Annotated in this window: 24 protein-coding genes; 8 read left to right on the top strand and 16 right to left on the bottom strand. The window is 30.2% G+C overall.

Translation table 11 applies throughout. The features are described 5' to 3' along the window. The first annotated feature begins 1 nt into the window (after nt 1). The 5 genes from ACVC08_RS08565 (at nt 2) to ACVC08_RS08545 (ending at nt 5,166) form a co-directional block, all read left to right on the top strand. Complete coding sequence (locus ACVC08_RS08565) at nt 2-1,024, top strand: toxin-antitoxin system YwqK family antitoxin (RefSeq protein WP_452601726.1); 1,023 nt, start codon at nt 2-4, stop codon at nt 1,022-1,024. Then, complete coding sequence (locus ACVC08_RS08560) at nt 1,025-1,717, top strand: glycosyltransferase family 2 protein (protein WP_452599863.1); 693 nt, start codon at nt 1,025-1,027, stop codon at nt 1,715-1,717. 53 nt (nt 1,718-1,770) lie between these two features. After that, the gene (locus tag ACVC08_RS08555) at nt 1,771-3,204 is read left to right on the top strand and encodes a cellulose synthase family protein (RefSeq protein ID WP_452599864.1); all 1,434 of its coding nucleotides are present in this window, start codon (nt 1,771-1,773) and stop codon (nt 3,202-3,204) included. Nucleotides 3,205-3,347: 143 nt separating this feature from the next. Next, on the top strand, nt 3,348-4,697 hold the full coding sequence (locus ACVC08_RS08550; protein ID WP_452601725.1) for a mannosyltransferase: 1,350 nt from the start codon (nt 3,348-3,350) through the stop codon (nt 4,695-4,697). Between the two features lie 100 nt (nt 4,698-4,797). Beyond that, nucleotides 4,798-5,166: a hypothetical protein gene (locus tag ACVC08_RS08545; protein ID WP_452599866.1), complete on the top strand. Its 369-nt coding sequence runs from the start codon at nt 4,798-4,800 to the stop codon at nt 5,164-5,166. 183 nt (nt 5,167-5,349) lie between these two features. On the opposite strand, the gene ACVC08_RS08540 is transcribed toward ACVC08_RS08545, so the two are convergent. The 4 genes from ACVC08_RS08540 to ACVC08_RS08525 form a co-directional block, all read right to left on the bottom strand. After that, nucleotides 5,350-5,688, bottom strand: coding sequence for a hypothetical protein (locus ACVC08_RS08540; RefSeq protein WP_452599867.1), 339 nt, complete (start codon nt 5,686-5,688; stop codon nt 5,350-5,352). A 393-nt stretch (nt 5,689-6,081) separates the two neighbouring features. Beyond that, complete coding sequence (locus tag ACVC08_RS08535) at nt 6,082-6,753, bottom strand: response regulator (protein ID WP_452601724.1); 672 nt, start codon at nt 6,751-6,753, stop codon at nt 6,082-6,084. 2 nt (nt 6,754-6,755) lie between these two features. After that, nucleotides 6,756-8,402 (bottom strand): tetratricopeptide repeat-containing sensor histidine kinase, encoded by a 1,647-nt coding sequence (locus ACVC08_RS08530; protein WP_452599869.1) that lies wholly within the window; start codon nt 8,400-8,402, stop codon nt 6,756-6,758. Between the two features lie 58 nt (nt 8,403-8,460). Further along, a complete protein-coding gene (locus ACVC08_RS08525) occupies nt 8,461-8,682 on the bottom strand; it encodes a hypothetical protein (RefSeq protein ID WP_452601723.1) in 222 nt (73 codons plus the stop codon). A gap of 336 nt (nt 8,683-9,018) precedes the next feature. Here ACVC08_RS08525 and ACVC08_RS08520 point away from each other — a divergent pair, with 336 nt between their 5' ends. After that, a complete protein-coding gene (locus ACVC08_RS08520) occupies nt 9,019-10,065 on the top strand; it encodes a hypothetical protein (RefSeq protein ID WP_452601722.1) in 1,047 nt (348 codons plus the stop codon). A 79-nt stretch (nt 10,066-10,144) separates the two neighbouring features. Here the strand turns inward: ACVC08_RS08520 and ACVC08_RS08515 are convergent, their stop codons facing one another. From ACVC08_RS08515 to ACVC08_RS08495, 5 genes are all read right to left on the bottom strand, one after another. Continuing rightward, a complete protein-coding gene (locus tag ACVC08_RS08515) occupies nt 10,145-10,975 on the bottom strand; it encodes a pseudouridine synthase (protein WP_452601721.1) in 831 nt (276 codons plus the stop codon). 121 nt (nt 10,976-11,096) lie between these two features. Continuing rightward, nucleotides 11,097-12,047: a carbon-nitrogen hydrolase family protein gene (locus tag ACVC08_RS08510; protein ID WP_452599873.1), complete on the bottom strand. Its 951-nt coding sequence runs from the start codon at nt 12,045-12,047 to the stop codon at nt 11,097-11,099. After that, nucleotides 12,047-12,952, bottom strand: coding sequence for a geranylgeranylglycerol-phosphate geranylgeranyltransferase (locus ACVC08_RS08505; RefSeq protein ID WP_452599874.1), 906 nt, complete (start codon nt 12,950-12,952; stop codon nt 12,047-12,049). Before ACVC08_RS08505 ends, ACVC08_RS08510 begins: the two co-directional genes overlap by 1 nt. 8 nt (nt 12,953-12,960) lie before the next feature. Beyond that, on the bottom strand, nt 12,961-13,890 hold the full coding sequence (locus tag ACVC08_RS08500; protein ID WP_452599875.1) for a mevalonate kinase family protein: 930 nt from the start codon (nt 13,888-13,890) through the stop codon (nt 12,961-12,963). A 51-nt stretch (nt 13,891-13,941) separates the two neighbouring features. Further along, the gene (locus ACVC08_RS08495) at nt 13,942-15,054 is read right to left on the bottom strand and encodes a diphosphomevalonate/mevalonate 3,5-bisphosphate decarboxylase family protein (RefSeq protein ID WP_452601720.1); all 1,113 of its coding nucleotides are present in this window, start codon (nt 15,052-15,054) and stop codon (nt 13,942-13,944) included. Nucleotides 15,055-15,288: 234 nt separating this feature from the next. Between ACVC08_RS08495 and ACVC08_RS08490 the strand changes: the two genes are divergently transcribed. Further along, complete coding sequence (locus tag ACVC08_RS08490) at nt 15,289-15,852, top strand: TetR/AcrR family transcriptional regulator (RefSeq protein WP_452599608.1); 564 nt, start codon at nt 15,289-15,291, stop codon at nt 15,850-15,852. Between the two features lie 41 nt (nt 15,853-15,893). Here ACVC08_RS08490 and ACVC08_RS08485 read toward each other — a convergent pair whose 3' ends face one another. Both ACVC08_RS08485 and ACVC08_RS08480 read right to left on the bottom strand, forming a co-directional pair. Further along, nucleotides 15,894-17,105 (bottom strand): NAD(P)/FAD-dependent oxidoreductase, encoded by a 1,212-nt coding sequence (locus ACVC08_RS08485; RefSeq protein WP_452601719.1) that lies wholly within the window; start codon nt 17,103-17,105, stop codon nt 15,894-15,896. After that, nucleotides 17,102-17,791 (bottom strand): glycerophosphodiester phosphodiesterase, encoded by a 690-nt coding sequence (locus tag ACVC08_RS08480; RefSeq protein ID WP_452601718.1) that lies wholly within the window; start codon nt 17,789-17,791, stop codon nt 17,102-17,104. Before ACVC08_RS08480 ends, ACVC08_RS08485 begins: the two co-directional genes overlap by 4 nt. A 52-nt stretch (nt 17,792-17,843) precedes the next feature. On the opposite strand from ACVC08_RS08480, the gene ACVC08_RS08475 reads away from it, so the two are divergent. Beyond that, nucleotides 17,844-18,653 (top strand): hypothetical protein, encoded by an 810-nt coding sequence (locus ACVC08_RS08475; protein WP_452601717.1) that lies wholly within the window; start codon nt 17,844-17,846, stop codon nt 18,651-18,653. On the opposite strand, the gene ACVC08_RS08470 is transcribed toward ACVC08_RS08475, so the two are convergent. From ACVC08_RS08470 to ACVC08_RS08450, 5 genes are all read right to left on the bottom strand, one after another. Further along, entirely contained in the window at nt 18,650-18,949 is a 300-nt protein-coding gene (locus ACVC08_RS08470; RefSeq protein WP_452601867.1) for an SRPBCC domain-containing protein, read from the bottom strand. The two genes, ACVC08_RS08475 and ACVC08_RS08470, sit on opposite strands and share 4 nt — an antisense overlap. Before the next feature lie 343 nt (nt 18,950-19,292). Then, nucleotides 19,293-19,778, bottom strand: a complete 486-nt coding sequence (locus tag ACVC08_RS08465) for a hypothetical protein (RefSeq protein WP_452601716.1) — start codon at nt 19,776-19,778, stop codon at nt 19,293-19,295. 31 nt (nt 19,779-19,809) lie between these two features. Beyond that, nucleotides 19,810-20,424, bottom strand: coding sequence for a hypothetical protein (locus ACVC08_RS08460; protein WP_452601715.1), 615 nt, complete (start codon nt 20,422-20,424; stop codon nt 19,810-19,812). Nucleotides 20,425-20,829: 405 nt separating this feature from the next. Then, a complete protein-coding gene (locus ACVC08_RS08455; protein WP_452601714.1) occupies nt 20,830-21,447 on the bottom strand; it encodes a hypothetical protein in 618 nt (205 codons plus the stop codon). 36 nt (nt 21,448-21,483) lie between these two features. After that, nucleotides 21,484-22,827, bottom strand: a 1,344-nt coding sequence (locus tag ACVC08_RS08450) for a hypothetical protein (protein ID WP_452601713.1), incomplete at its 5' end; no start/stop codon positions are given.

Raw genomic sequence — 22,827 nt, 5'->3', positions numbered from 1 at the left:
CATGTCTACATTAAGTGTGTATTTAAAACCCAGTTTATATAAAATGAAGCCCCTTTTAGTCTTTATATTTACACTAACATGCTTAAATATTTTCGCTCAAAAAAAGTACGTTAAAGAGCATTACAACAATGGCTCTATAAAGATTGAAGGTTGGTTAAACAATGGTCTAAAAACTGGGTATTGGTTTTCTTACCATCAAAATGGTACTATTAAATCTGAAGGTTATTACGAAACTGATAAAAAAACCTCTTTTTGGAAATATTATTATAATAATAAAGTGCTAAAAAAAGAAGGACATTATACTAATGGTATACCATCTAATTTTTGGAAAACCTATTATAAAAATGGTCTATTAGAAAGCGAAGGGCATTATAAAAATGGAGTATATAATGGGCATTGGAAATTTTATAATGAAAATGGAAAACTTAAATCTTCTGGCAACTATTTAAACGGAAAACCAATAAACTATTGGGCAGAATATGGTAGTAATGGTAATTTAAAAACTGAAGGTAATTATAGTAATGGGGTACGCTCTGGCTATTGGAAATTCTACCAAAACAATGGTAGATTAGAAAAAGAAGGTACATACACCAATGGCACAGCATCAAAATATTGGAAGATTTATTACGAGAATGGAGCATTGGCAAAAGAAGGTTTTTTTAAAAGCGGGAAACAAGATGGTTATTGGAAGTTTTTTTATAAAAATGGTAAACTTCAAAAAAATGGTGCTTTTAAGGATGGTAAAACCGTAAATTATTGGCAATTTTACCGAGATAACGGAACTAAAGAAAGTGAAGGGCATTTTGTAAATGGAAAAAAAGCTAATTGGTGGTTGTTTTATGATGCTACTGAGAAAATAAATCACAAATGCCAACTAAAGAATAATCAAAAAAATGGTTATTGTTTAATGTATGAAAATGAAAAATTAGTGTCTGCAACAAAATATTCCGAAGGAAAAAAAATAAAGAAATGGACAGATTTAGCTTCCTTCAAGAAAGAAAATAAACTAAGTGATCTAAAATAAATGACACATATAAAAGTCATCATTCCTGCTTATAATGAGCAAGATTCTATAGCCAATGTAATACACGATATCCCCAAAATTGTTAATGAGGTTATTGTTGTAAATAACAACTCTACAGATAATACCGTAGAAAATGCAAAACATGCTGGAGCTACTGTTTTATCAGAACGCAACAAAGGCTATGGTTATGCCTGTTTAAAAGGAATGGATTACATTGCTAAACAAGAGAAAAATCCAGACATTATAGTCTTTTTAGATGGTGATTATAGTGACTATCCAGAGGAACTAACCAAGCTTATAACTCCAATAATAAAGGATAATATCGATTTTGTAATAGGTAGCCGTGTTAAACGATTAAGAGAAGGTGGTTCTATGACACCCCAACAAGTTTTTGGAAATTGGCTTGCAACATTTTTAATGTCTTTATTTTTTGGTGCTAAATATACAGATTTAGGCCCCTTTAGAGCTATTAAATATAATAAGTTAATAGCTCTAAACATGGAGGATAAAACTTACGGATGGACAGTAGAGATGCAGCTTAAAGCATTAAAACAAAAACTATCGTATATAGAAGTCCCAGTTAGGTATAAACAAAGAATTGGTATCTCTAAAGTGTCTGGTACAGTAAAAGGTACTATATTTGCGGGATTTAAAATTTTAGGTTGGATCTTTAAATACAGTTTTAAAAAGTGATTTTAGAAACATTAATAATAGTAATTTACTCAGCAGCGCTTATACTTATTTTTATGTACGCATTAGCGCAATTAAACTTGTTATTTAATTATCTAGCTGCACAGAAAAAACAAAACAAAGGGCCTAAATTCGATTTATCTAACCCAGATGAAATACCATATGTAACAATACAACTTCCTGTTTTTAATGAAATGTATGTTATGGATCGCCTGTTAAAAAACATCGCTTTAATAGACTACCCTAAAGATAAGTTAGAAATTCAAGTTTTAGACGATTCTACAGACGATACTGTAAAATCTACAGCTGCACATGTTGCAGAACTAAAAGCAACAGGTTTAGATATTACACACATTTGTAGAACGAACAGACAAGGGTTTAAAGCTGGCGCATTAAAAGAAGGATTAGTTATTGCAAAAGGAGAGTTTATTGCCATTTTTGATGCCGATTTCTTACCTGAGGCCGATTGGTTAAAACGTACAATACCTTATTTTAAAGATGAGAAAATAGGCGTTGTGCAAACACGTTGGGGACATATTAACAGAAACTACTCTATTTTAACTAAAATACAAGCTTTTGCTCTAGATGCTCACTTTACATTAGAACAGGTGGGGAGAAATAGTAAAGGTCATTTTATTAATTTTAATGGTACTGCAGGTATTTGGAGGAAAGAGTGTATTATAGATGCAGGAAACTGGGAAGGTGACACACTTACCGAAGACCTAGATTTAAGTTATAGAGCACAATTAAAAAACTGGAAATTTAAGTACTTAGAAAACGTACATACGCCTGCCGAGTTACCAGTAGTAATTAGTGCAGCACGTTCTCAACAATTTAGATGGAATAAAGGTGGAGCAGAAAACTTTAGAAAAATGCTTTGGAAAGTTTTAAAGAGTAAAAATATTTCTGCTAAAACCAAAATGCACGGTATTTTACATTTATTAAATAGTACTATGTTTTTAAATGTACTTATCGTTGGTATACTAAGTATTCCTATGCTATATATTAAAAATGAATACGCCCATTTAAAACAGTATTTCTATGTTATGAGCTTTTTCGTGATAAGTACTATTATATTTTTTATTTGTTATTGGGCAATGTACAGACGAACCTATGGTTCTAGTATAAAGAATTTTATACAGTATATTATTTTATTTTTCACTTTTTTCTCTATAGCAATGGGGTTTTCTTTACATAATTCTATAGCAGTTCTGGAAGGACACATAGGAAAACGCAGTGAATTTGTTAGAACACCAAAGTTTAACATTAGCACCTTAAAAGATAGCTGGAAAGGCAATAAATACCTACGTAAAAACATTTCGTTAAACGTTATTTTCGAAGGCATTTTAATGCTTTATTTTGCCTTTGGAATGTACAGTGCCTTTATTGTAGGAGATCAAGGTGGTGATTTTGGACTATTCCCTTTTCATTTAATGTTATTTTTAGGTTTTGGTTTTGTGTTTTTTAAATCTTTAACCTCTAAAGCTTAAACTAAGTTAAACTATTTAGTTTATTTAAATTTAAGGCGTTAGGAACGTTTAGTATTTCGACTAAACCACCATTAACAAACTGTATACGTAACGTTTAATGCTATAACATGCCTATAAACACTACTTTTTTAAAACAGAATAAAATGCCTTTGCTGTTAACAGTCGTAAGTATTTTATTTTATGGTGTTTTTGCATACAATTTAGAAAGAACAGAGTATATAAAACTTATTACACTCTACACCGCCTTATTTATTATTTTTTATAAGTTAATAGATATTGGTAAACATAATACCAAATACTTAAGCTTAATAGCGGTTATATTTAGAGCCGTTTTTATTCTAGCGATTCCTAATTTGTCTCAAGATTTTTATCGTTTTCTATGGGATGGGCGATTATTAATTCAAGGTATAAACCCTTATTTGTATACTCCCGAATCTTTTATTAGTGCTGGAGAATATCCTGTTGCTCAAGCTAAAGCATTGTATACAGGTATGCAAAGTTTAAATGCAAGTCACTTTACAAACTATCCGCCTGTAAACCAATTATGCTTTGCTTTAGCGGCACTACTCTCGGGGAAAAGTATTGCTGGTTCTGCAATGGTATTACGGTTACTTATTATTGCTGCCGACTTTGGAACCTTATACTTTGGTAAAAAACTTTTAAAAGCCTTTAACTTACCTATTCATACTATTTTTTGGTACGTCTTAAATCCATTTATTATTATAGAATTAACTGGAAACCTTCATTTTGAAGGTGTAATGATTTTCTTTTTAATATGGAGTCTATATCTTTTGCATACTGGGTATTGGAAATGGGCTGCAGTAATTTTTGCTTTGTCTATTGCAACAAAATTAGTTCCTCTTATGTTTTTACCTCTATTTTTTTGGTGGTTTGTAAAACATACATCTATTTTAAAAAATACAGAGAACACACATTTGGGAGTATTAAAACTAATTGGGTTCTATGCTATAATAGGGGTATCTACAGTATTATTATTTATTCCTTTTTTCTCATCAGAATTTATAACCAACTACTCTAAAACTGTTGGACTCTGGTTTGGGAAATTTGAGTTTAATGCTAGTATTTACTATTTAGCGAGAAGTGTTGGTTATGTATTTAGGGGTTGGAATGAAATTGAAATTATTGGTAAAATATTACCTGTTTTAGTTTTTCTATTTATAACCAGTTTAGCTTTATTAAGAAAAAATAATACTACAAAAAAGCTTATAACGGCAATGCTTTTTGCTTTTACGTTTTACCTTTTTACAAGTACAACTGTACATCCTTGGTATGTTGCTACAATACTTGCTTTAAGCATTTTTACAAGATATAAGTTTGCTATTGTTTGGAGCTTTATTGTTATTATTAGCTACTTGGCGTATGCGAATACAGAAAATAGTGAAAACCTTTGGATTATTGCGCTAGAATATATTATTGTGTATTCTGTTTTTATTTGGGAGGTTTTTTTTCAAGTAGAAAAACGGTCTATATAAGTGGTTTCACGTATTAAAAAAAGACCGCACTTCCCCTCTTAACCTCTCTTATAAAAGGGTGTAATATTGTACTATTATTAACCCAAAAAACTTATTTATTATGTCAATGCCATCGTATGTTTCATTACAAAACAATGCAAACCAGGAGTACAGAAACAACCATGCAACTAAAATGCAAAAAGACTACCAATCTCCAGAATGTCTTTTTAATTTAGTTTCTCAAAGCAATGGGTCTTACGCCATTAAAAACGTAAAAAACAGTGAATATTTTGACTGTACTATTACAAGTATGTCTAAAACTGTAGATGGAGATTGCCAAAGATGGCAGTTTTTATCAATACCTACTATTCCAAATGGATATTACATCCAGAATATGGAAAACAAACAGTACATGACTAAAAAAGCCTCTCAGCTATCTAAAAACGCTGGAGATGATGAAGTTTATATTGTTGTTGCTCGTGAGCAATAGTAGCGTATATAAATACTTTAATTTAAAAAGCCTTACAGAAAAAATTCTGTAAGGCTTTGGTCTATTTTAAATATAGATGTAATATGCTATTTAATGAATCTCTATATTTTGACCTAAAAACTATTGTAGTTACATAATATTAGACGTGTTCTAATAAATTACATTACAATATTTTTATTATCATTACCTGCATTTACAATGCCGCATTCCTATATTTTTAGCTTCTTTTATTGTAAGCTTTGTTACTATAGATTTACAAATCTTAAACGAGCCATGCTGTAAAGTAGGGTGGTAAATTTTACTTTTTCCACAGCGATATACTGTATCTGTAGCCTTTTCGTGTAAAGGAATTCTATCATAAAAAACACTTTCACTACTATTTAAAGTCCTAGAGTTAATTGTGCGAGCATGATTAATCTCATTAAGGTCATTATTATTAAATCCTTTAGATTCTCTCCCTAAAAAAAAAGCTAAAGTAATCGCTAATATTACTGTGGTTTGTTTTGCTGTTTTAGTTTTCATGTTATTCTATAACTTACATGCTCTTTTAATCTAATATGATTAATTCTCTTTTCTGTAAACATCTACTTTTACCTATAACTTATTTATTATTAATTTTACTTATTCTCTCAATAAAATTAAATTCATATCGTAACATTATTCCTTAAACTCATTTTCTAGCTACATTCATTTAACAGTATCTTATCTGTTAAATACAATTATTGTGTAATTTCTTTTTTTGAATGAATTATTACCTATCCAAAATTAAACGTATTACAAATAAAGGCTTTACGGAATCCCATAAAACCTTCATTGTTTTATCTATTTAAAGTAGGAATAATACTTTTGTTTAATCTTAACATGCGTTAAAAGAAATGTATGATGAGTTCTCAAAAATAGAAAAGAAGATAAAATCTATATTAAGCCCAAGTCCTTCATTTTTGCAACTAAGTGCGTTGCATTATCTGCTTTAAATTGTATACGCAATTTATTTAAGCGTTTTTCTATAGAACTTACACTACTTGGTATAATTTTATTAGTTTTAAAATACTCACTTATTTGGCTTTGTACTTTTCCTAGAGATAGTTGTTTTGCCAATTCTATATCGAAATCGGTGATTTCTAAATCGTTTTTAGGGCTTAATGCATGTTTTACATCTTCCGATAGAAACACTTGTTTATTATACACTACCTCAATAGCTTGTGCTAACTCTCTTGAAGCGTATCTGCCTTTGCAGACGTAAGCATTAATTTTATAATTATTAAATAACAACCTCACTTTTTGTAACAGAGTTATTCCTGAAAAAATAATAATAGGTAATTCTGGATAATCTTTTCGTAATGCTGCAATTAAATCATCTCCTGAGGTTAATTTTTCTGGACGGTGGTCTTTTTTAAATTGTAAATCGGTTATGACTAAATCGAAAGGTTCTTGGTCTAAAATAGCACGCTTTATTTTTAAATAAGCTTCGTCGCAATATTGTGATTTTTGAATATTAGCCTTTTCTATTTTTAAACCATCCAATACTTCTAATACTCCAATATTAGCACTTGCATGATCGTCTACTATTAATACTTTCTTAAACATATTTATACAGTGATTTTAGATTTGAAACCTTTATTAATTTCCGATTCAAAATTAATTGTTCCATTAATAGTTCTAATACGGTTTTCCACATTCTGTAATCCTGTATTCTTTTTTAGATCTGTACCAATGCCATCATCACTATATGTTATTATTATTTTTTTTCTTATGATTTTAAAGGTCAATGCCACAAATTCAGCTTGGCTATGTTTTTTCATATTTACCATGAATTCTTGTAACACTTTATAAATGGTTTCTTTTTTTATTTTAGAAACAACCTCCCAGTTTACTTTATCGATGTCTTTAATAATAACACGCACTGCATGACTATTATAACTTACTAATAGATCGTTTAATGTTTCTTTAAAATCACCTTCGTAATCTAAAACACTGTGTTCTTTAGATATATTTCTAGTTTTAATGTATATGGCCTCTAAATTGTCTATTACCTTTTCATTTATATTGGCATTGTTTTGCAGTGTATTCATTACCTGAAATACATCATTCGCTACCTCGTCGTGTACTTTTTTAGAGATATGACTTTCTGTTTTGTAGACCGCTTGTAAAGTTTTCTTTTTGTGTTTTGATTTTAATATAAAATAGGAATATATTGATGATAAAATCAAGAAAGCAAATACCGATATATATATGATGCGGGTTTTTTCGCTGTCTTTTTTACTTAATTCATATTTTTGTTCTACCTCTAATCTTTTAGTTTTTTCCTTATCGTTGTCATATTTCAATTGAGCATAATTATTACTTGAAGCTTTATTTTGTTTATCAAGTCTATCTTTAGTTTTAATAAATGTATCATAATCTGCATCTTTTTTTAAACTCATTTTTAATTTAAGTACTGCTAAACGAGCTACGTCATTATTAGTTAAATTAGCTATTGCATAGGCCTTATTTGCATAATCATTTGCAATATTAGTTTGTTTTTTTTCTTTATAAAATTCTCCTAAGTGTAAACAACTAGTTATTATACCACCATATATTTTTTCTTCTTTTCGAATTTTTAAGGCCGTTTTTAAATTATTTAGAGCATCTGGATGGTTTATTTTAAACTGTGCGAAACCTATATTGTCTAAAATTCTAGCTTCTTGTTCTTTATCATTTAATTTTAGAACACTATCATATGATTTTTTATAATAGGGGATTGCTGTTTTGTAGTCGTCTTTATGAAAATAAACATGACCTATATTATTCCAAATAGTCGTAAGATACTTGAGTGAATCAGTTAACGTTATTGCTATATTATAATTTGACAAAGCCTTATTATAATCTTCATGCTCTCTATACATTTTACCAAGATGGTTATAAATACTCAGTTTCTTTCTGGATATAGTATCTCTATTTCTAAGTTTCTCAACCAATTTTAAAGCTTCAATAGCTGATGATTCACTATCTGAAACTACTCCTAATTTATTTTGGATTTGAGCGACCATAATTAAAGCATCAATCTTTCTGACTAGAGACACTTTATCTTTATGGGAGAAAAAATACTTTAATGCTTTGAGACGATACTCTGATTTATCATATTTAGTTGAATAATACTCAAAGCTATCTACAGGTTTCTCTTGTGCTTTTAGTGGTTGATTTATTAATAGCGAGAAGAAAAACAAAAAGAGGGATGATTTTATTATTGTTTTCATCCCCCAAAAATAACAACTAATTTTTAGTTATTAGTTACATCTTTTGTTATTATTCTAACTATGGAGTTGGAGGTATATCTCCTTCTTCATCACAGCAACCATCTTCTCCAGATTCTGTTCCAGAAGTGTTAGTTGGTGGAGGTGGAATATCTACTTCTTCATCACAGCAGTCTCCATTTGCTTGTTCTATAAGCTCATCTTCTACAATACTATTTGGATTGCAAGAAGTCATATTTGCGCTCATAAAAAGAGCAATAAATAAATATAATATGGTTTTCATTTCAAAAAAATTAAGGTTAGACAAAGGGATTCCTGTCCGAGATTTTTCTCAGTTTTTTGTGACAGTAATCCTTTAAAAAGTTGGAGTACTCCTTTGTTTTTTTGGAAAGTGAAAATCCTTATGTAGTAGTGTTTAGCTACTTTCCATTTTGGCTATTATTACCACATTATGGATTTCCGTAAGTATCTGTTCTGCGCATTAATTATGTTAGCAATGCATAATTAGGAACTGATAACTGAGCGCAAGTTACAACCAGCTAGAAGCCTTTTTATAAGAGGAATCCGAACATTCCGAAGAATCCGCTAAAATCTTATGAAATCCCTAAAAAGCTTAAAAATGAGGACTACAGACACTTATGAAAATGAGATAAAACAGAAATATTTAAATGATAAAGAGCAAGGTTTACTTAGAGGAAACTTGCATAATCTAACACCGAGTTCAATTAGAAAAGTATGTTTAAACATATATGATGAAACTACAATTGATGCAGATATTTTAATTATTAAAAATTTTTTTTTGAATGGAAAAGAAGAACCTTTAAGGCAAAAAATATGTGCTTATGACTTAGATTGTTTTAGACCAATTCGCAATTTTCTACTAGGAGGTACAAGTACAATTAAATCTCATGATACTTTAGAACTTACAGCACTAATTGTGGATTTTAAGCCAAGACCTTATAATAAGTATAGACAAAGCCATTTAAAAAACAAAGTCAATGATAAAGTAGAAGGAAAAACAGATAATTTAGAACGTAGCAAAAACGAAACTAATAAAAAAGACAAAAAAACTATTGAAGCAACACCAACCTCTAACTCTTCTAATCAAGCAGAAAAAATAGAAAATAACTCTAAAAAAAACTGTAAAAGCAGGGAGAAAGAGATTATTAATATTAATAACAGAGGAGGAAGCTATTGTCACTCAAACACTAAGCCCTCACTTACTACTCCTTCTATTGTTTCCTTTAATCCTGACACAAATCCTAGTACTAATGTTGGCTTTAATTCTAATATTAAAATAATTATTATTTCTTCTATAATTCTCCTCTTTATTGTCTTTGTTATTATTCCTTTAAACAAAACTAAATGGATGGTATGGCAAAATGATCATTATATAGAAACATCCTTCGATCTAGAAAAATACAACCTAGATGATTTAAAACTTTATAAAAAGGAACGCATAGAGCACTTTAAAAAAATTGAATCTCCAAGCTGCACAACATTTTTTTTTAAAGCTAATGGCAGTGAAAATGTATGGTATGGCAAAAATTCAAAAGGAGAATTAGAATATTTTACAGATTTAGGATTACACCCAGAAACTGGTAAAACTTTAAAAAAAATAACAAAATATATGATTAAAACCCATATTTGCCCTGAATACAAGTAAACTTTAATCCATAAAAAAAGCCGCAACATGAAGTTGCGGCTTTTACATTTTGAATATTATAGTTTATAATTAAATAATACTACATCATTTTTAATGTATTCATTTCTTGTATTGTAAGGTGTTTCCAGTGACCTCGCGGTAAATCTTTTTTTGTTAGGTGTGCTATAGCAACACAGTCTATTCTAACTAATTCGTACTTTAAATACCCAAAAATAGTGTGTAAAATGGTGTTACCTGTGTTTTTAATTTTAATCCCTATTTCGTTTTTCTTGTTATCTACGTAGTCTATTTCTTCTACGTTTACCATATTGCCCTCTATTCTAAGTCCTTCTCTTATACGTTTTAAATCTTCTAACTTTAGGTTTTTATCTAACTCTAAATGAAATAAACGTTCTACGCCTTTTTTAGAGTTTGTAAAACGATTAACTACTTTATCATCATTTGTAAATAGTAATAGTCCTGTAGAGTTACGCCCTAAACGGCCAATTGGCTTAATACGCGAAGACGTTGCATTGGCTACTAAATCCATTACAGTTTTACCTTTATGCTCACTTGTAGTCGTTGCAAACCCTTTAGGTTTGTTTAATAATACGTAAGCTTTTGGCTCTGGATTAATACGTGCACCATCGTAACGCACTTCGTCTTCTAGCTTTACTTTGTAACCCATTTCGGTTACTACTTTTCCATTTACAGAAACTAAGCCTGTAGCTATGTGTACATCTGCATCACGACGAGAACATACACCTGCATTTGCTATGTATTTATTTAAACGAATTTCGTTTGAATCTGCTGCTTTTTTAGGTGTTGTCTTCTTTTTTATTGGCCCATTACCTTTTACAAACTTTTTCTTATAATCTTTTTTGCCTCCTTTGGGAGCCGATTTTCCGTTTCGTTGTCCACTGTTACTCATCGCTTCTTTCTTTTTATAGTTTTGCTTTAGCTATACTATTTTTGAGGGTGCAAAGATAGTTTATAATTTAAGATTTCCGATTATTGTCTACTATTTTGTTTTTCAGACTTCTAAAAGCCTATTAATCATTGAACTCAACTGTAGATTGTCGCTCTCTATTAACATGTAATTTTGTTACATCTGGTCTTGAGTAATGACCTACTGCATCAAAATTTTGACGTTCTTCGTACACCCTATTAAAATCTATGCTCTGTATAATTAATCCTTCTTTATACAATACTGGTTCTATAATCCATTCGCCATCTGGTCCTGCAATACAACTTCCGCCGTTTGCTAATGTTTCTGGTGCGTTTTCTAATATTCTACCTAAGTGAGGTATTTCTTTTGGGAAGTCTTGTTTTGTCATTAAACTAGATACAGACACTACAAAGGAGCGAGATTCTCTAGCTATAAAACGTGTAATATCTTTTGTATTATGGTCGCTTCCTGGCCAAACCGCTATATGTAAATTTTCTCCTAAGCCATATAATGCTGTTCTTGGTAAAGGCATCCAATTTTCCCAGCAGTTTAATCCTCCAACTGTAAATTGTTTTAGTGGGTGTACTTGTAATCCGTTACCATCTCCTGGTGCCCAGGTTAAACGTTCATCGTAAGTAGGTTGCAATTTACGGTGTACAGATTTTATCTCTCCGTTCTCATTTATATATACTAAAGAGGCATAAATACTATGCCCTCCTCTGTTTTTTGCACGTTCCATAATACCTAAATAGATGGCTATATTATATGTTTTAGCTAACTCACAAATGGCATCTAACTCTCCTGCTTCTACTTGTATAGCATTACGAACATAGGTTGCATGTAATTCTTTATTTACTTGTGTATTCCATTCTGCTCCGCCAGTAAGTGCTAACCAAAAGGGATATCCTGGCACTAAAGCTTCACCAAAAACTATTAGTTCGCATGCTTGTTTTCCTGCCTCAATAATTGAAGCTTCAACTTTTTTAAGTGTTTCCTCTTTATTTAAAAGCACAGGTGTAATTTGTGCCATGGCTATTTTTAATGTGTTATCCATTATAAAATACGTTTTAATACTAAATCTATATCTATTAACAGAATACTAAAAACACCTGCTACTATTATAAATTTAAGGATATTATGAAATATAAGATATTGTCGTTTTGTTTTCGATTTCCAAAGCAAAAACAGGAACAAGACTAGTAAGCTTATGCATACATAAAAGTAATAATACATATAGCCTACTTTAAACTTAGTTATTAAAAAATAAGCAGGAATTAACGTTAATACTATAAGTATAGTTATCATTACTTTCGAGGTTCGCTCACCGTACTTAATAGGGATTGTTTGGTAGTTTAGTGCTAAGTCTCCTTTAATATTTTCTAAATCTTTGGCTAATTCTCGTATGGCAATAATTAGGAATAAAAATGTAGCGTGTACAAAAATGACTGTATCGAAGTTTTTATAGTAAATGAATACTGCAAAAAATGGTGTTATAGTTAATATTGCCGAAGTAATATTACCTATAATTGGCATTTTTTTAAGTTTATGCGAGTACAACCAAATTGCAAAAATATATCCCGAAAAAAATAACACAGCATTAAATGCTACATAACTAGCCATTATAACTGCCGAAAAGTTAAGTACAAAATAAAAGGACAACTTAGTGTTCTGACTCACTAATTTATCTAACATAGACTTATTAGGCCTATTAATTAAATCTTTTTCTGAGTCGTAAAAATTATTAATAATATATCCTGATGCTACAACAGCTGCAGATGCAAGTACTAGCATTAATAGATTAACATCGAAAAGTACTTTCTTAACTGGTAAATGTTCTGCAAATATATATACAGATGTTAAGTACTGCGCTATAACAATAACAAGAATGTTATATCCTCTAACAACCGAAAACATACTAAAAAACTTGAGTAAAATATGTTTTTGCCGTTTAGATAACATGGGAAGCTTTAAAAATTATAAACGACTTCTAATTTGTAGTCTTTGAGCGCTTTTTGTGCATGATTTATATCTTCTGTAAATCCTAAAATATAACCGCCTCCACCAGAGCCACAGAGTTTAAGGTAATAGGCGTTAGTTTCTATACCGTTTTTCCAAAGCTCATGAAATTGTTTAGGAATCATTGGTTTAAAATGATTAAAAACCACTTTAGACAACTGTTTTGTATTACTAAATAAAGATTTTATGTCTCCTTTTAAAAAGTCTTCTACACAGGCATCTGTATGTTTTATAAACTGATCCTTTAGCATTTTACGAAACCCTTCTTGCTTCATATTTTCCATAAAAATGCTTACCATTGGTGCTGTTTCTCCTACAATACCACTATCTAATAAAAATACAGCGCCTTTACCTGCCGTTTTTTGTGTTGGTATTCCTGTAGCTTCTATATTATCTTTTGAGTTAATTAATATTGGAAGGCTTAAATAACTATTTAAAGGGTCTAATCCAGACGATTTTCCATGAAAAAACGATTCCATTTCAGAAAAAACTGCTTTTAATTTCAGGAGTTTTTCTCGTGTTAAATTTTCTAATACAGTAATTTTGTTTTGTGCATACTTATCGTATACAGCTGCTACAAGTGCGCCACTACTTCCTACGCCATAACCTTGTGGTATAGAAGAATCAAAATACATTCCAGCAGCAACGTCAGCTTTAAGTTTTTCTATTTCGAAAACAACTAACTCTGGATTTATATTTGCTAAATAATCTACAAAATCTTTTAAATAACTATTAGATTTTTTGGCCTCTACTGAGGTATTATTATCCATTTTTAAAGCTCCGTTATAAAAATTATAAGGAATGGATAATCCTTTAGAATCTTTTATGATTCCGTATTCTCCAAAGAGTAAGATTTTTGAATAAAAAAGTGGGCCTTTCATAAATTAGTATTCAGTGGTTAAGTCGCGATTTACAATACAAATATAACTAAATTATAACTTACGAGCGCCTAAACCTATTCTATCGCAAATATAGTGACCGTTTTGGCAAAATACAACTAACTCATTATTAATGAATTCATAAATTTTTTCTGCTTCACTTTCTGGGTATAATATATGCACATTTGCTCCAGCGTCTAAAGTAAAGCCTATATGCAAACTTGTTTTCTCCCTAAAGGCCCAAATTTTATTAATAATCTCTAATGTATTGGGTTTCATTAAAATAAAATAAGGCATACTCGTCATCATCATAGCATGTAGAGTTAATGCTTCGCTTTCTATTAAAGCTATAAATGCTTTTAAATCTCCCGATTTTAAAATAGATTTTAGCTTCGTAATGTTGTTTTCTGCTTGTTTAAAACGTTCTTTAGCAAAAGGGTGACCGTGCATTAAATTATGTCCAACGGTGCTACTCACCTGCTTTTCTCCTTTATCTACTAATAAAATAGTATCGTGATAATTTTTAAAGTTAGCATGTACTTCTTCTGGATATTTTACACCGTATAAATCTGAACTTCCTTTTATTTCTTTATGCTCTCCCCAAACTATTAGATCACCTTCTATACTTCTACATGCACTACCCGAACCTAATCGCGCTAAAAAAGAGGCCTTTTTATTAAAATAATCGCCTGTTATTAAACGGTCTTCTTCGTTTAGAGTTTTATCTAGTTCTATAAGTTGCTTCTCAATACTCATTAAGCATAGGGCTAAAGCACTCATTCCTGATGCAGATGATGCTATGCCTGAGCTATGAGGGAATGTATTAGAGGTTTCTATGGTAAAATGGTACGCTTTTAAAAACGGTAGATAGTTTTCTATTCGCTTAAAGAAGGTTTCTATTTTAGGCTTAAAATCTGTATTCTTTTTATTTTCAAAAAAAACATCAAAAGTGAACTTGCCATCTTCAACCTCTTTTTTTGCAAAACGTAGTGTTGTTTCTGTTTTACATGCATCTAACGTAAAACTTATGGACTGATTTTCTGGAATTTGATGTGTTTTTTTACCCCAATACTTTACTAGAGCAATGTTACTGGGCGATGACCATGATACATGCCCTTCTTTTTTATTGTATGAATAATTTCTGGATAGAAATTCTGTTTCTTTCATTTAAAAAAATTTTTACAAATATAGTCTATAATTCTATTACAATTTTTATTACATTAGCGCCAGAATAGAAATTCATTCGGTTTAGTGATGTTTACTGAATACTAAATAATTACCACTTATTTAAAGAGTTTTTAATCAATGATTGTGTAAATGTAATACTAACTGAAAACTATATTGAGGATCCCTTAAACATACTCCTCTCCTCAATGTTTCGCTTAAATTTTAAAGCCAAAAATGGATAAAAGACAGAAGATTATACTAACCATGTTAGAGTTAGTTGTTGAGCAAGGTGTACATGCAACTCCTATGTCTCAAGTAGCAAAAGAAGCTAATGTTGCTGTAGGTACTATATACCATTATTTTGATAATAAAAACCAAATTATAGAAGAGATTTATTCTATGATTTGTAAGGACTTTGGTGTTGTTTTAATGGCTAACTTACCTGAAGACAATTACAAAAAACAATGTGAAACCATGTGGTTAAACTTATACAATTATTTTGTTGGTAATCCTCTTGCTTTTAAATTTATGGAGTTTGTAGGTGTTCCTCCAATTATTTCCACAGAAATTCGCTTAAAAAATATTGCTCACTTTTCTAACATTAGAGATTTTATATTATCTGGAATCTTAAAAAAAGAGCTTAGAAACGTAGAACTTAGGTTAATTATGCAAATGACGTTTGGCTCTGTGGTTTCTGCTGCAAGACTTAAGTTTAAAGAAGAATTACCTATGAATGATAGCCAAATAAAAGATGCTTTAAGAATGACATGGGATAGTGTTAAATATGTTGAATACTAATTTTTAATCGTCTTAAATTACAAGTTTCTATATACTAACCTTTATTTTGTAATGTTTTGTGAAACAATGTAGGCTCCTGTCCAAGCGTTTTGAAAGTTAAAACCGCCTGTTACGGCATCTATATTAATAACTTCTCCTGCAAAATAAAGGTTTTTATGTTTTTTGCTTTCAAAGGTTTTAAAGTTTATTTCTTTTAAATTAATACCTCCCGCAGTTACAAATTCTTCTTTAAAGGTGCTTTTACCGTCTACATTAAAAACAGCTTGTGTTAATTGAGCTGCTAATGTTTCTATTTGTTGCTTATTAATATCTGCCCAACGCATTTCTGCTTTAATTTTAGACGCTATAACTAATTGCAACCATAACCGTTTTGGCAAGTTAAACTGTGTATAATTTGCTATTGTTTTTTTAGAGTGTGTCTGTTTTATGTCCTTTAATTGAGCTATAACTTCTTCAAAACCTTGCTTTACAAAGTTTATTCGTATTTGAAATTTATAATCTCGTTTTGCTAGTTCTAATGCTCCAAAAGCTGATAGCTTTAAAATAGAAGGGGCACTCATTCCCCAATGTGTTATTAGCAAAGGCCCTTCTGAAAATAGTTGCGTATCTATTACCTCTATTTCTACATCTTGGGCTACAACACCAGGAATTTCTGTTAGGCGATCGTCTTTTATATTAAACGTAAATAAAGAGGGGACTGGAGGCGTTATAGTATGTCCTAATGTTTCTAAAAGCTTCCATATTTTAGGGTTACTTCCTGTAGCAACTACAAGTTTTTTACATGTAAACACTTCTGTTTTTGTTTCTAATTGCCAGGACTGTTCTTTATTTATAATAGTGGTTACAGGTTGGTTTTTAAAAATAGTAACGTTGTGTTTTTTAGCTTCGTATAAAAAACAATCTATTATGGTTTGCGACGAATTACTTACAGGAAACATCCTGCCATCGTCTTCTATTTTTAATTCCACGCCTCGTTTTTCAAACCACTCAATAGTATCTCCTGTCATGAATGTGTGAAAAGGCCCTAGCAATTCTTTTTCTCCTCTAGGATAGTTTCTAGTTAATTCTTGCGGAATAAATTCGGCATGAGTAACATTGCATCGTCCTCCACCAGATACTTTAACTTTTGTAAGTACTTCTTTACCGCGCTCTAAAACAGCTACTTTTAGTTCTGAGCTTTGTTCTGCTATGTTTATTGCTGCAAAAAAACCAGCTGCTCCGCCTCCAACTATTATTATATCTTTTTCTATCATACTCTATCTGGAAAATCAGAAATTATTCCATCAACTTTATATTGTTTCATTCTAGCAATAGTTTTAAAATCATTAACCGTCCATGTATTTATTTTATACCCTAATGCTTTTGTTTTCTTAACATTATTTTCGCTTAACAGTGCGTAATTGGCATGAATTGCTATGGCGTTAATTGTGTTTCCAAACGCTACTGCCTCTTCTAAATTTGCTTTTGTAAGTACTGCCAATAAAATATTTTTATTAATATTAAATACAGCTTCTAATTCGCGATGTTGAAAACTAGACACTATAAAATTATTGTATTCCCAACCTCTTGTATTTACATAGTTTTTTATAATACTTGCAGTTTCTTTTGCGGTATTTTTACCTTTTAATTCTATATTTAAAAAGCATTGTTTATTAATACAATCTAACACTTCTATTAAAGTTGGAATTGTGTATTCATTAGCAACTTTAAGTATTTTTAACTCTTGAAGTGTGTGTTTAGAAATTTCTCCGCTTCCATTAGTTAATCGATCTAAAGTATAATCATGAAAAACTACTAATTCTCCACTTTTACACCGGTGCACATCTATTTCCACACCATCTACATTAAAAGTTAATGCTTTTTGTATTGATGCTATTGTATTTTCAGCAAGATATCCTTTTGCTCCACGATGGCCAATTCTTAATACTTTTTGCTGCATAATTTTTATTCTGAAAAATATCGCTGTAAATTTAGCATTAATTCTATTGATTATGCGTTTCTATCTACCTTGTTTACTTCTTTTATCTATAACTGCTTTATCTTGCGAAACTGGAAAGCTAAAAGTTATTGCAGATATTTCTAATAGTCTTAAAGAAGTTTCTGCTGCAGAAACGCTCTCTGGCTCTAATTTAATTTGGACTATTGAAGATTCTGGAAATAAAAATAATGTATACGGTATAGATAGTAAAGGAGGTATTGTAAAAGACATAGATATTAAGGGGTACAAAAATATAGATTGGGAAGATTTAACTAGTGATAATGAGGGTAACTTGTATATAGGTGATTTTGGAAACAACTCTAGAAAGCGAAAAAATCTTGTTATTTATAAAGTAAAAAATGTGACCTCTCAAAATAAATCGATCGCAATAGAAGCTATCCATTTTAAAATGCCAGAGGGTATTAAATCGGAAGATTTTGAAGCTTTTTTTATATATAACAATCATTTTTATATTTTTAGTAAAAATGATAAAAAAGCTATAGTAATTTCTGTGCCTAACATTCCTGGTAATGCTATTGCAACATTTGTTACTGAGTTTAATTTAAAAGGTAAAAACAATCGAATTACGTCTGCCGATATTAGCCCAGACGGAAAAACAATCGTATTACTTAACCATGAAAAACTATGGAAACTTACTAACTTTGATGGTGATAACTTTTTTGAAGGCACTATAGAATCTATACCTTTTGAGCACGATTCTCAAAAAGAGGGCATTTGTTTTAAAGATAATACTACTGTTATAATTACTGACGAACACAGTAAAATAACTGGTAGTAATATTTATGAGTTTAAGTTAAATTAAGTGTTGTACTTTTCTTTTATATAACTATCTAACCTTTCTTTTATAAAATAATTCCATCCGTTTAAACAGCTTTCTCTTGAGAATTCTGGTACATCATTAGGAAATGTATGTAAACCTATACAGGTTACTTTTAATATTGTTTTATCATTATACTCCAATAATTCAAATATAGATTTTGATACTCCTGAGTATTCCTTGTATTGCCATGAATAGGTTAGCTTTTTATTAATTATAGCTTCATTAATTTTCCAAATATGAGTAAATTTTCTTTCGCCAGAGGCTACTAAAAATGCTATTAAACTAATTAATAAAGGGCTTAAACAAATGCTACAAAAGCTTTATAGACATTCTAATATACTACCATGGGCTATCAAAAAAACTTTATACACAAGTCTACAGATGATGCATTAGATAGCGTTATTAACTTCTAATAAAACAGCTTCAATAATTATTATTGAAGCTGTTTCTTTTTTTTAACGATTTAGGGCATCGCTATAAATTATTCTTGGTTTTTACTTTATTCTTTATTTCTCTTGTACATTAAATATAAGAGACAAATAAGATTTAATAGAAGTAATATTATGAGAATTATGCATACAAACTTTTCCTGCTTGTTATACATGATTTGTTTTTTTAATGTTAATTTAAAGAATCTTTTTCTCTTTTAATTGAGTTCTTTATCTTTTTGTTATTAAACTTAACATTTTGCTTTAAACTATCCATAAAATCTTTATGGAATTTTGCTGCTTCTTCTGCTGTTTCAAAATTTGCTTCTTTCTCTATTTTAATCTTTCTATCTAGTTCTAAAACAATTTTTTGCCCTTTAAAAGCTTTGTCTACTTTTAGAATTGTCAACAACTCTTTCTTTGTATAACTCTTAACAAAAAAAGAATCTAAACGTCTATTTATTAAAGGAATAGAGACAGTGTCTTTAATTGAAAGATAAATAGCATTTATAATATTATCATCCTGCTTAATAAGTTTAAACTTTTTTTTCTCTAAATGTAATTGTTCTTTAATAATACTTAATTGTTCGCACTTCGTATTACTTTCTTTAATTAATCTAGGACAAGAACAGTTAAAAGCTGTAAAAATGATAATAAGTATTATATAATATTTTCTCATAAATATTAATTTAGTTGTTAACAATTGCAAATTAATCAATTATATTGACAAGGTGTCTTTCTCCAGATAATTTATTGAAAACACATTGAAATTTAAATTTTTCAGAACCTCCAAAACCTAATCCTTCAATCGCAAACTTGGCATCTATGGTAGTATTTACTACAACTTGGCTTAAATGTGTACTTCCTTGATATGAGCTAAGAAGGTATTCTCCTTGTTGCATTGACCAACTTAAAGCCAAAGAATCTGTTATTAGAGAAGACGATATACTTATAATCGAACATTCATCTACTTCTGTATAAAAATTATCTAAGTTTGCTTTAACATCAATATCTACAGTGATATAATTAAAAAGGCTATTTCTAATATTTTGCCTAAAATTAATAATAGCTATACCACCATTTTGTAATTCTACATCCTCTGATTCATCTGCATCGATAGTTTTTAAATCTTCAAAAAAGGCAATTGCTTCTTCAACACTACTAAAATTTATAACATTGCTATCATTATCTAACGAACAATCTCTATATACATTTCCATCACCAAAATAATTTTTTAACACAGAGAAATCACCTTCATTAACTTCACATTCTTCTACAGGCGGACAGTCTGGACACAAAACAGGAGTAGTATTTGGCTCTAACACTATACCACCACCATTACTAGTGGTTTGGTTAGAACCATTTGGGTTGCTATTGGGGTTGCTGTCTGTATTTGTACTTCCACCGCCATCTCCACAGCCTTCCTCATTAGAGGTTAATACAAGTCTACAAATAATGCATTAGATAGCGTTATTAACTTCTAATAAAACAGCTTCAATAATAATTATTGAAGCTGTTTCTTTTTTTAACGATTTAGGGCATCGCTATAATTATTCTTAGTTTTTACTTTATTCTTTATTTCTCTTGTACATTAAATATAAGAGACAAATAAGATTTAATAGAAGTAATATTATGAGAATTATGCATACAAACTTATCTTGTTTGTTAAACATAATTTTAAGGTTTAAAATATTATTATTTTAATAAAGTTTTAAAACTTGTTTTAGAGCTTATAAAGAATCTCTTGTTTTATTATACTTTTCAACTCCATCATCGTATTTTTTAGATTTTTCCGATTTTAGTTTTTCTATTCTTATGGAGTCTTTTCTCTTAAAAAGTTTTTTTATCTTAACTAATCTAATAGAGTCTGGTTCGACTCTGCGTCTTGAATTAATTATTGAGGTATCTGTTAAAGTTTCTCCTCCCGATCTTTTTATTGCTTTATCAAAATCTTTTAAAAAATCTTTTAAAAACCTTTCTGTTCCTGGATTATAAGTAGTTGTATCATTTTTATCAGACTTTCCTGTAAACTCAAATTCAAAAGGGAGACCTTTATGTACTCTCTCCAAAATTAAAGTAGTATAAGTTACTTTTCTTGAATACTTTTTTGCAAAAAAAGAATCTAAACGTCTATTAATTTTGGTTATATCTACAGTGTCTTTTAAAGTTTTATAAGCTTCATTAATAATCGAATCATCATTTTTCAAAGTTTTATATTCCAATCCTGTTAGTTTTAACTCTGTCTTTAAAACTTTTAACTTTTGTCTACTATTTAGTTCTTTAGACGACTTCAAAATATTACAACTGGATAAAACTAAGAATAGTAAAAAGACTATATTTTTTTTCATAAAAGCGAGATTTTTTACAATATAGTTATTAAATAATTAGTTCTCATTCATAGTACCGCTAATTTTGCTACCATCTGTAGCGTTCATCTTAAGAATAAATTTTTGATCTCCACCAGTAGTAAATTCATTACCAAAAAACTTAAAAGTAATTACACTGTTACTAAGTACTTCAACTGTAGATTCGTAAGACTCTCTTGATGAAGCATAGTCTGTTTGCGAATAGTTAAGAGTTAAAGAGACTCCCGGTGGTGTATAAGATGTTAGGGTTGCTGTCGAGTTTACATTTAAAATAGAATAATCAGAAAAATTAATGTGGTCTGTACCTAATTGTTGCTTAACTATAATTGAAATTTCGGTTAAATAATCATCAAATACAAATCTTGCTATTTTTTGATTCAAATTGTCAGCATCTTCATCCTCGACCAATACAGCTTCACGATAACCAAAAAGACTCTCTTTTAATTCTTGCAATTCTTCTATAGTAGTAAACCCTAATTCAGTACTTGAAGTGCCACAGTTTATCATCTGAACATTTCCTATTCCAAAAACACTTTCTAAAGATGCTAGCGTTTGTGCATCTGGCACACACTCATTATCTTCCTCACTAATAACAGGGCAGTCTGGACACAATACAGGTGTAGTACTTGGCTCTATACCTCCTCCATTACTAGTGGTTTGGTTAGAACCGTTTGGATTGCTATTAGGGTTACTGTCTGTATTTGTACTACCGCCGCCATCTCCACAGCCTTCCTCATTAGCCGTTAATACATAACCACCACTTGTAGCCATTAGGTCTGGGTTTCCCCAATAATTACATGCTGAACCATCTGTGTATTCATGCTCTCCACTATCGCAAGAGCTGCCTTGTTGGTATTGGTAATAGTACACGGTACAGGTTTCTGCATCGGAGTTTACTTTATCGAAAATAGTGTCTGAAATATCTTCTAGCGTGATATACGTAATTTTATCCTCTACATCTACAATCTCTCGGCTTGCTAATGCATTACGCTCGTTTGGTGTTAAGCTATATTGTACTAAAGAGACTTTAAAACTGTGGTCTTCCTGTTCTTGTAATAATAGGTTTTCTAATACCCCATTATTCTCTGTTCTGTAAACGCCAAAGGTGTAGTTTTTTAATCCGTTACTATGTGTTATCACTTTAGCATAATTGGTATTAATGGTAAAGTCGTATTGTGCATTGTAAACAGTTTTATTTGCTTTGCTTTCTATGCGTTTAGCTTCGGCTTTATTTATTATGCGCATTAAGTTTTTATCGTTTTCAATGGCTTTAGTGTTAAGCCTAGAAATGTTAACATTACTTTTTAATGCTGTTTGTTGTACTTGTAAAGTATCGTCTTCTTTTTGGCAGTTAAAGGCTAA

It is taken from the genome of Pontimicrobium sp. MEBiC06410 (assembly GCF_053601615.1).
Note: the sequence above shows the minus strand (reverse complement) of the source record. Positions and strands in the feature narration are given on the sequence as shown.

Coding starts and splice junctions, on each gene's coding strand:
- ACVC08_RS08555 (WP_452599864.1), top strand. CDS start 1,771: ATGTACGCATTAGCGCAATTAAACTTGTTATTTAATTATCTAGCTGCA.
- ACVC08_RS08560 (WP_452599863.1), top strand. CDS start 1,025: ATGACACATATAAAAGTCATCATTCCTGCTTATAATGAGCAAGATTCT.
- ACVC08_RS08525 (WP_452601723.1), bottom strand. CDS start 8,682: ATGAAAACCATATTATATTTATTTATTGCTCTTTTTATGAGCGCAAAT.
- ACVC08_RS08545 (WP_452599866.1), top strand. CDS start 4,798: ATGTCAATGCCATCGTATGTTTCATTACAAAACAATGCAAACCAGGAG.
- ACVC08_RS08530 (WP_452599869.1), bottom strand. CDS start 8,402: ATGAAAACAATAATAAAATCATCCCTCTTTTTGTTTTTCTTCTCGCTA.
- ACVC08_RS08520 (WP_452601722.1), top strand. CDS start 9,019: ATGAGGACTACAGACACTTATGAAAATGAGATAAAACAGAAATATTTA.
- ACVC08_RS08540 (WP_452599867.1), bottom strand. CDS start 5,688: ATGAAAACTAAAACAGCAAAACAAACCACAGTAATATTAGCGATTACT.
- ACVC08_RS08515 (WP_452601721.1), bottom strand. CDS start 10,975: ATGAGTAACAGTGGACAACGAAACGGAAAATCGGCTCCCAAAGGAGGC.
- ACVC08_RS08505 (WP_452599874.1), bottom strand. CDS start 12,952: ATGTTATCTAAACGGCAAAAACATATTTTACTCAAGTTTTTTAGTATG.
- ACVC08_RS08455 (WP_452601714.1), bottom strand. CDS start 21,447: ATGAAAAAAAATATAGTCTTTTTACTATTCTTAGTTTTATCCAGTTGT.
- ACVC08_RS08485 (WP_452601719.1), bottom strand. CDS start 17,105: ATGATAGAAAAAGATATAATAATAGTTGGAGGCGGAGCAGCTGGTTTT.
- ACVC08_RS08535 (WP_452601724.1), bottom strand. CDS start 6,753: ATGTTTAAGAAAGTATTAATAGTAGACGATCATGCAAGTGCTAATATT.
- ACVC08_RS08510 (WP_452599873.1), bottom strand. CDS start 12,047: ATGGATAACACATTAAAAATAGCCATGGCACAAATTACACCTGTGCTT.
- ACVC08_RS08500 (WP_452599875.1), bottom strand. CDS start 13,890: ATGAAAGGCCCACTTTTTTATTCAAAAATCTTACTCTTTGGAGAATAC.
- ACVC08_RS08490 (WP_452599608.1), top strand. CDS start 15,289: ATGGATAAAAGACAGAAGATTATACTAACCATGTTAGAGTTAGTTGTT.
- ACVC08_RS08480 (WP_452601718.1), bottom strand. CDS start 17,791: ATGCAGCAAAAAGTATTAAGAATTGGCCATCGTGGAGCAAAAGGATAT.
- ACVC08_RS08465 (WP_452601716.1), bottom strand. CDS start 19,778: ATGAGAAAATATTATATAATACTTATTATCATTTTTACAGCTTTTAAC.
- ACVC08_RS08550 (WP_452601725.1), top strand. CDS start 3,348: ATGCCTTTGCTGTTAACAGTCGTAAGTATTTTATTTTATGGTGTTTTT.
- ACVC08_RS08495 (WP_452601720.1), bottom strand. CDS start 15,054: ATGAAAGAAACAGAATTTCTATCCAGAAATTATTCATACAATAAAAAA.
- ACVC08_RS08565 (WP_452601726.1), top strand. CDS start 2: ATGTCTACATTAAGTGTGTATTTAAAACCCAGTTTATATAAAATGAAG.
- ACVC08_RS08475 (WP_452601717.1), top strand. CDS start 17,844: ATGCGTTTCTATCTACCTTGTTTACTTCTTTTATCTATAACTGCTTTA.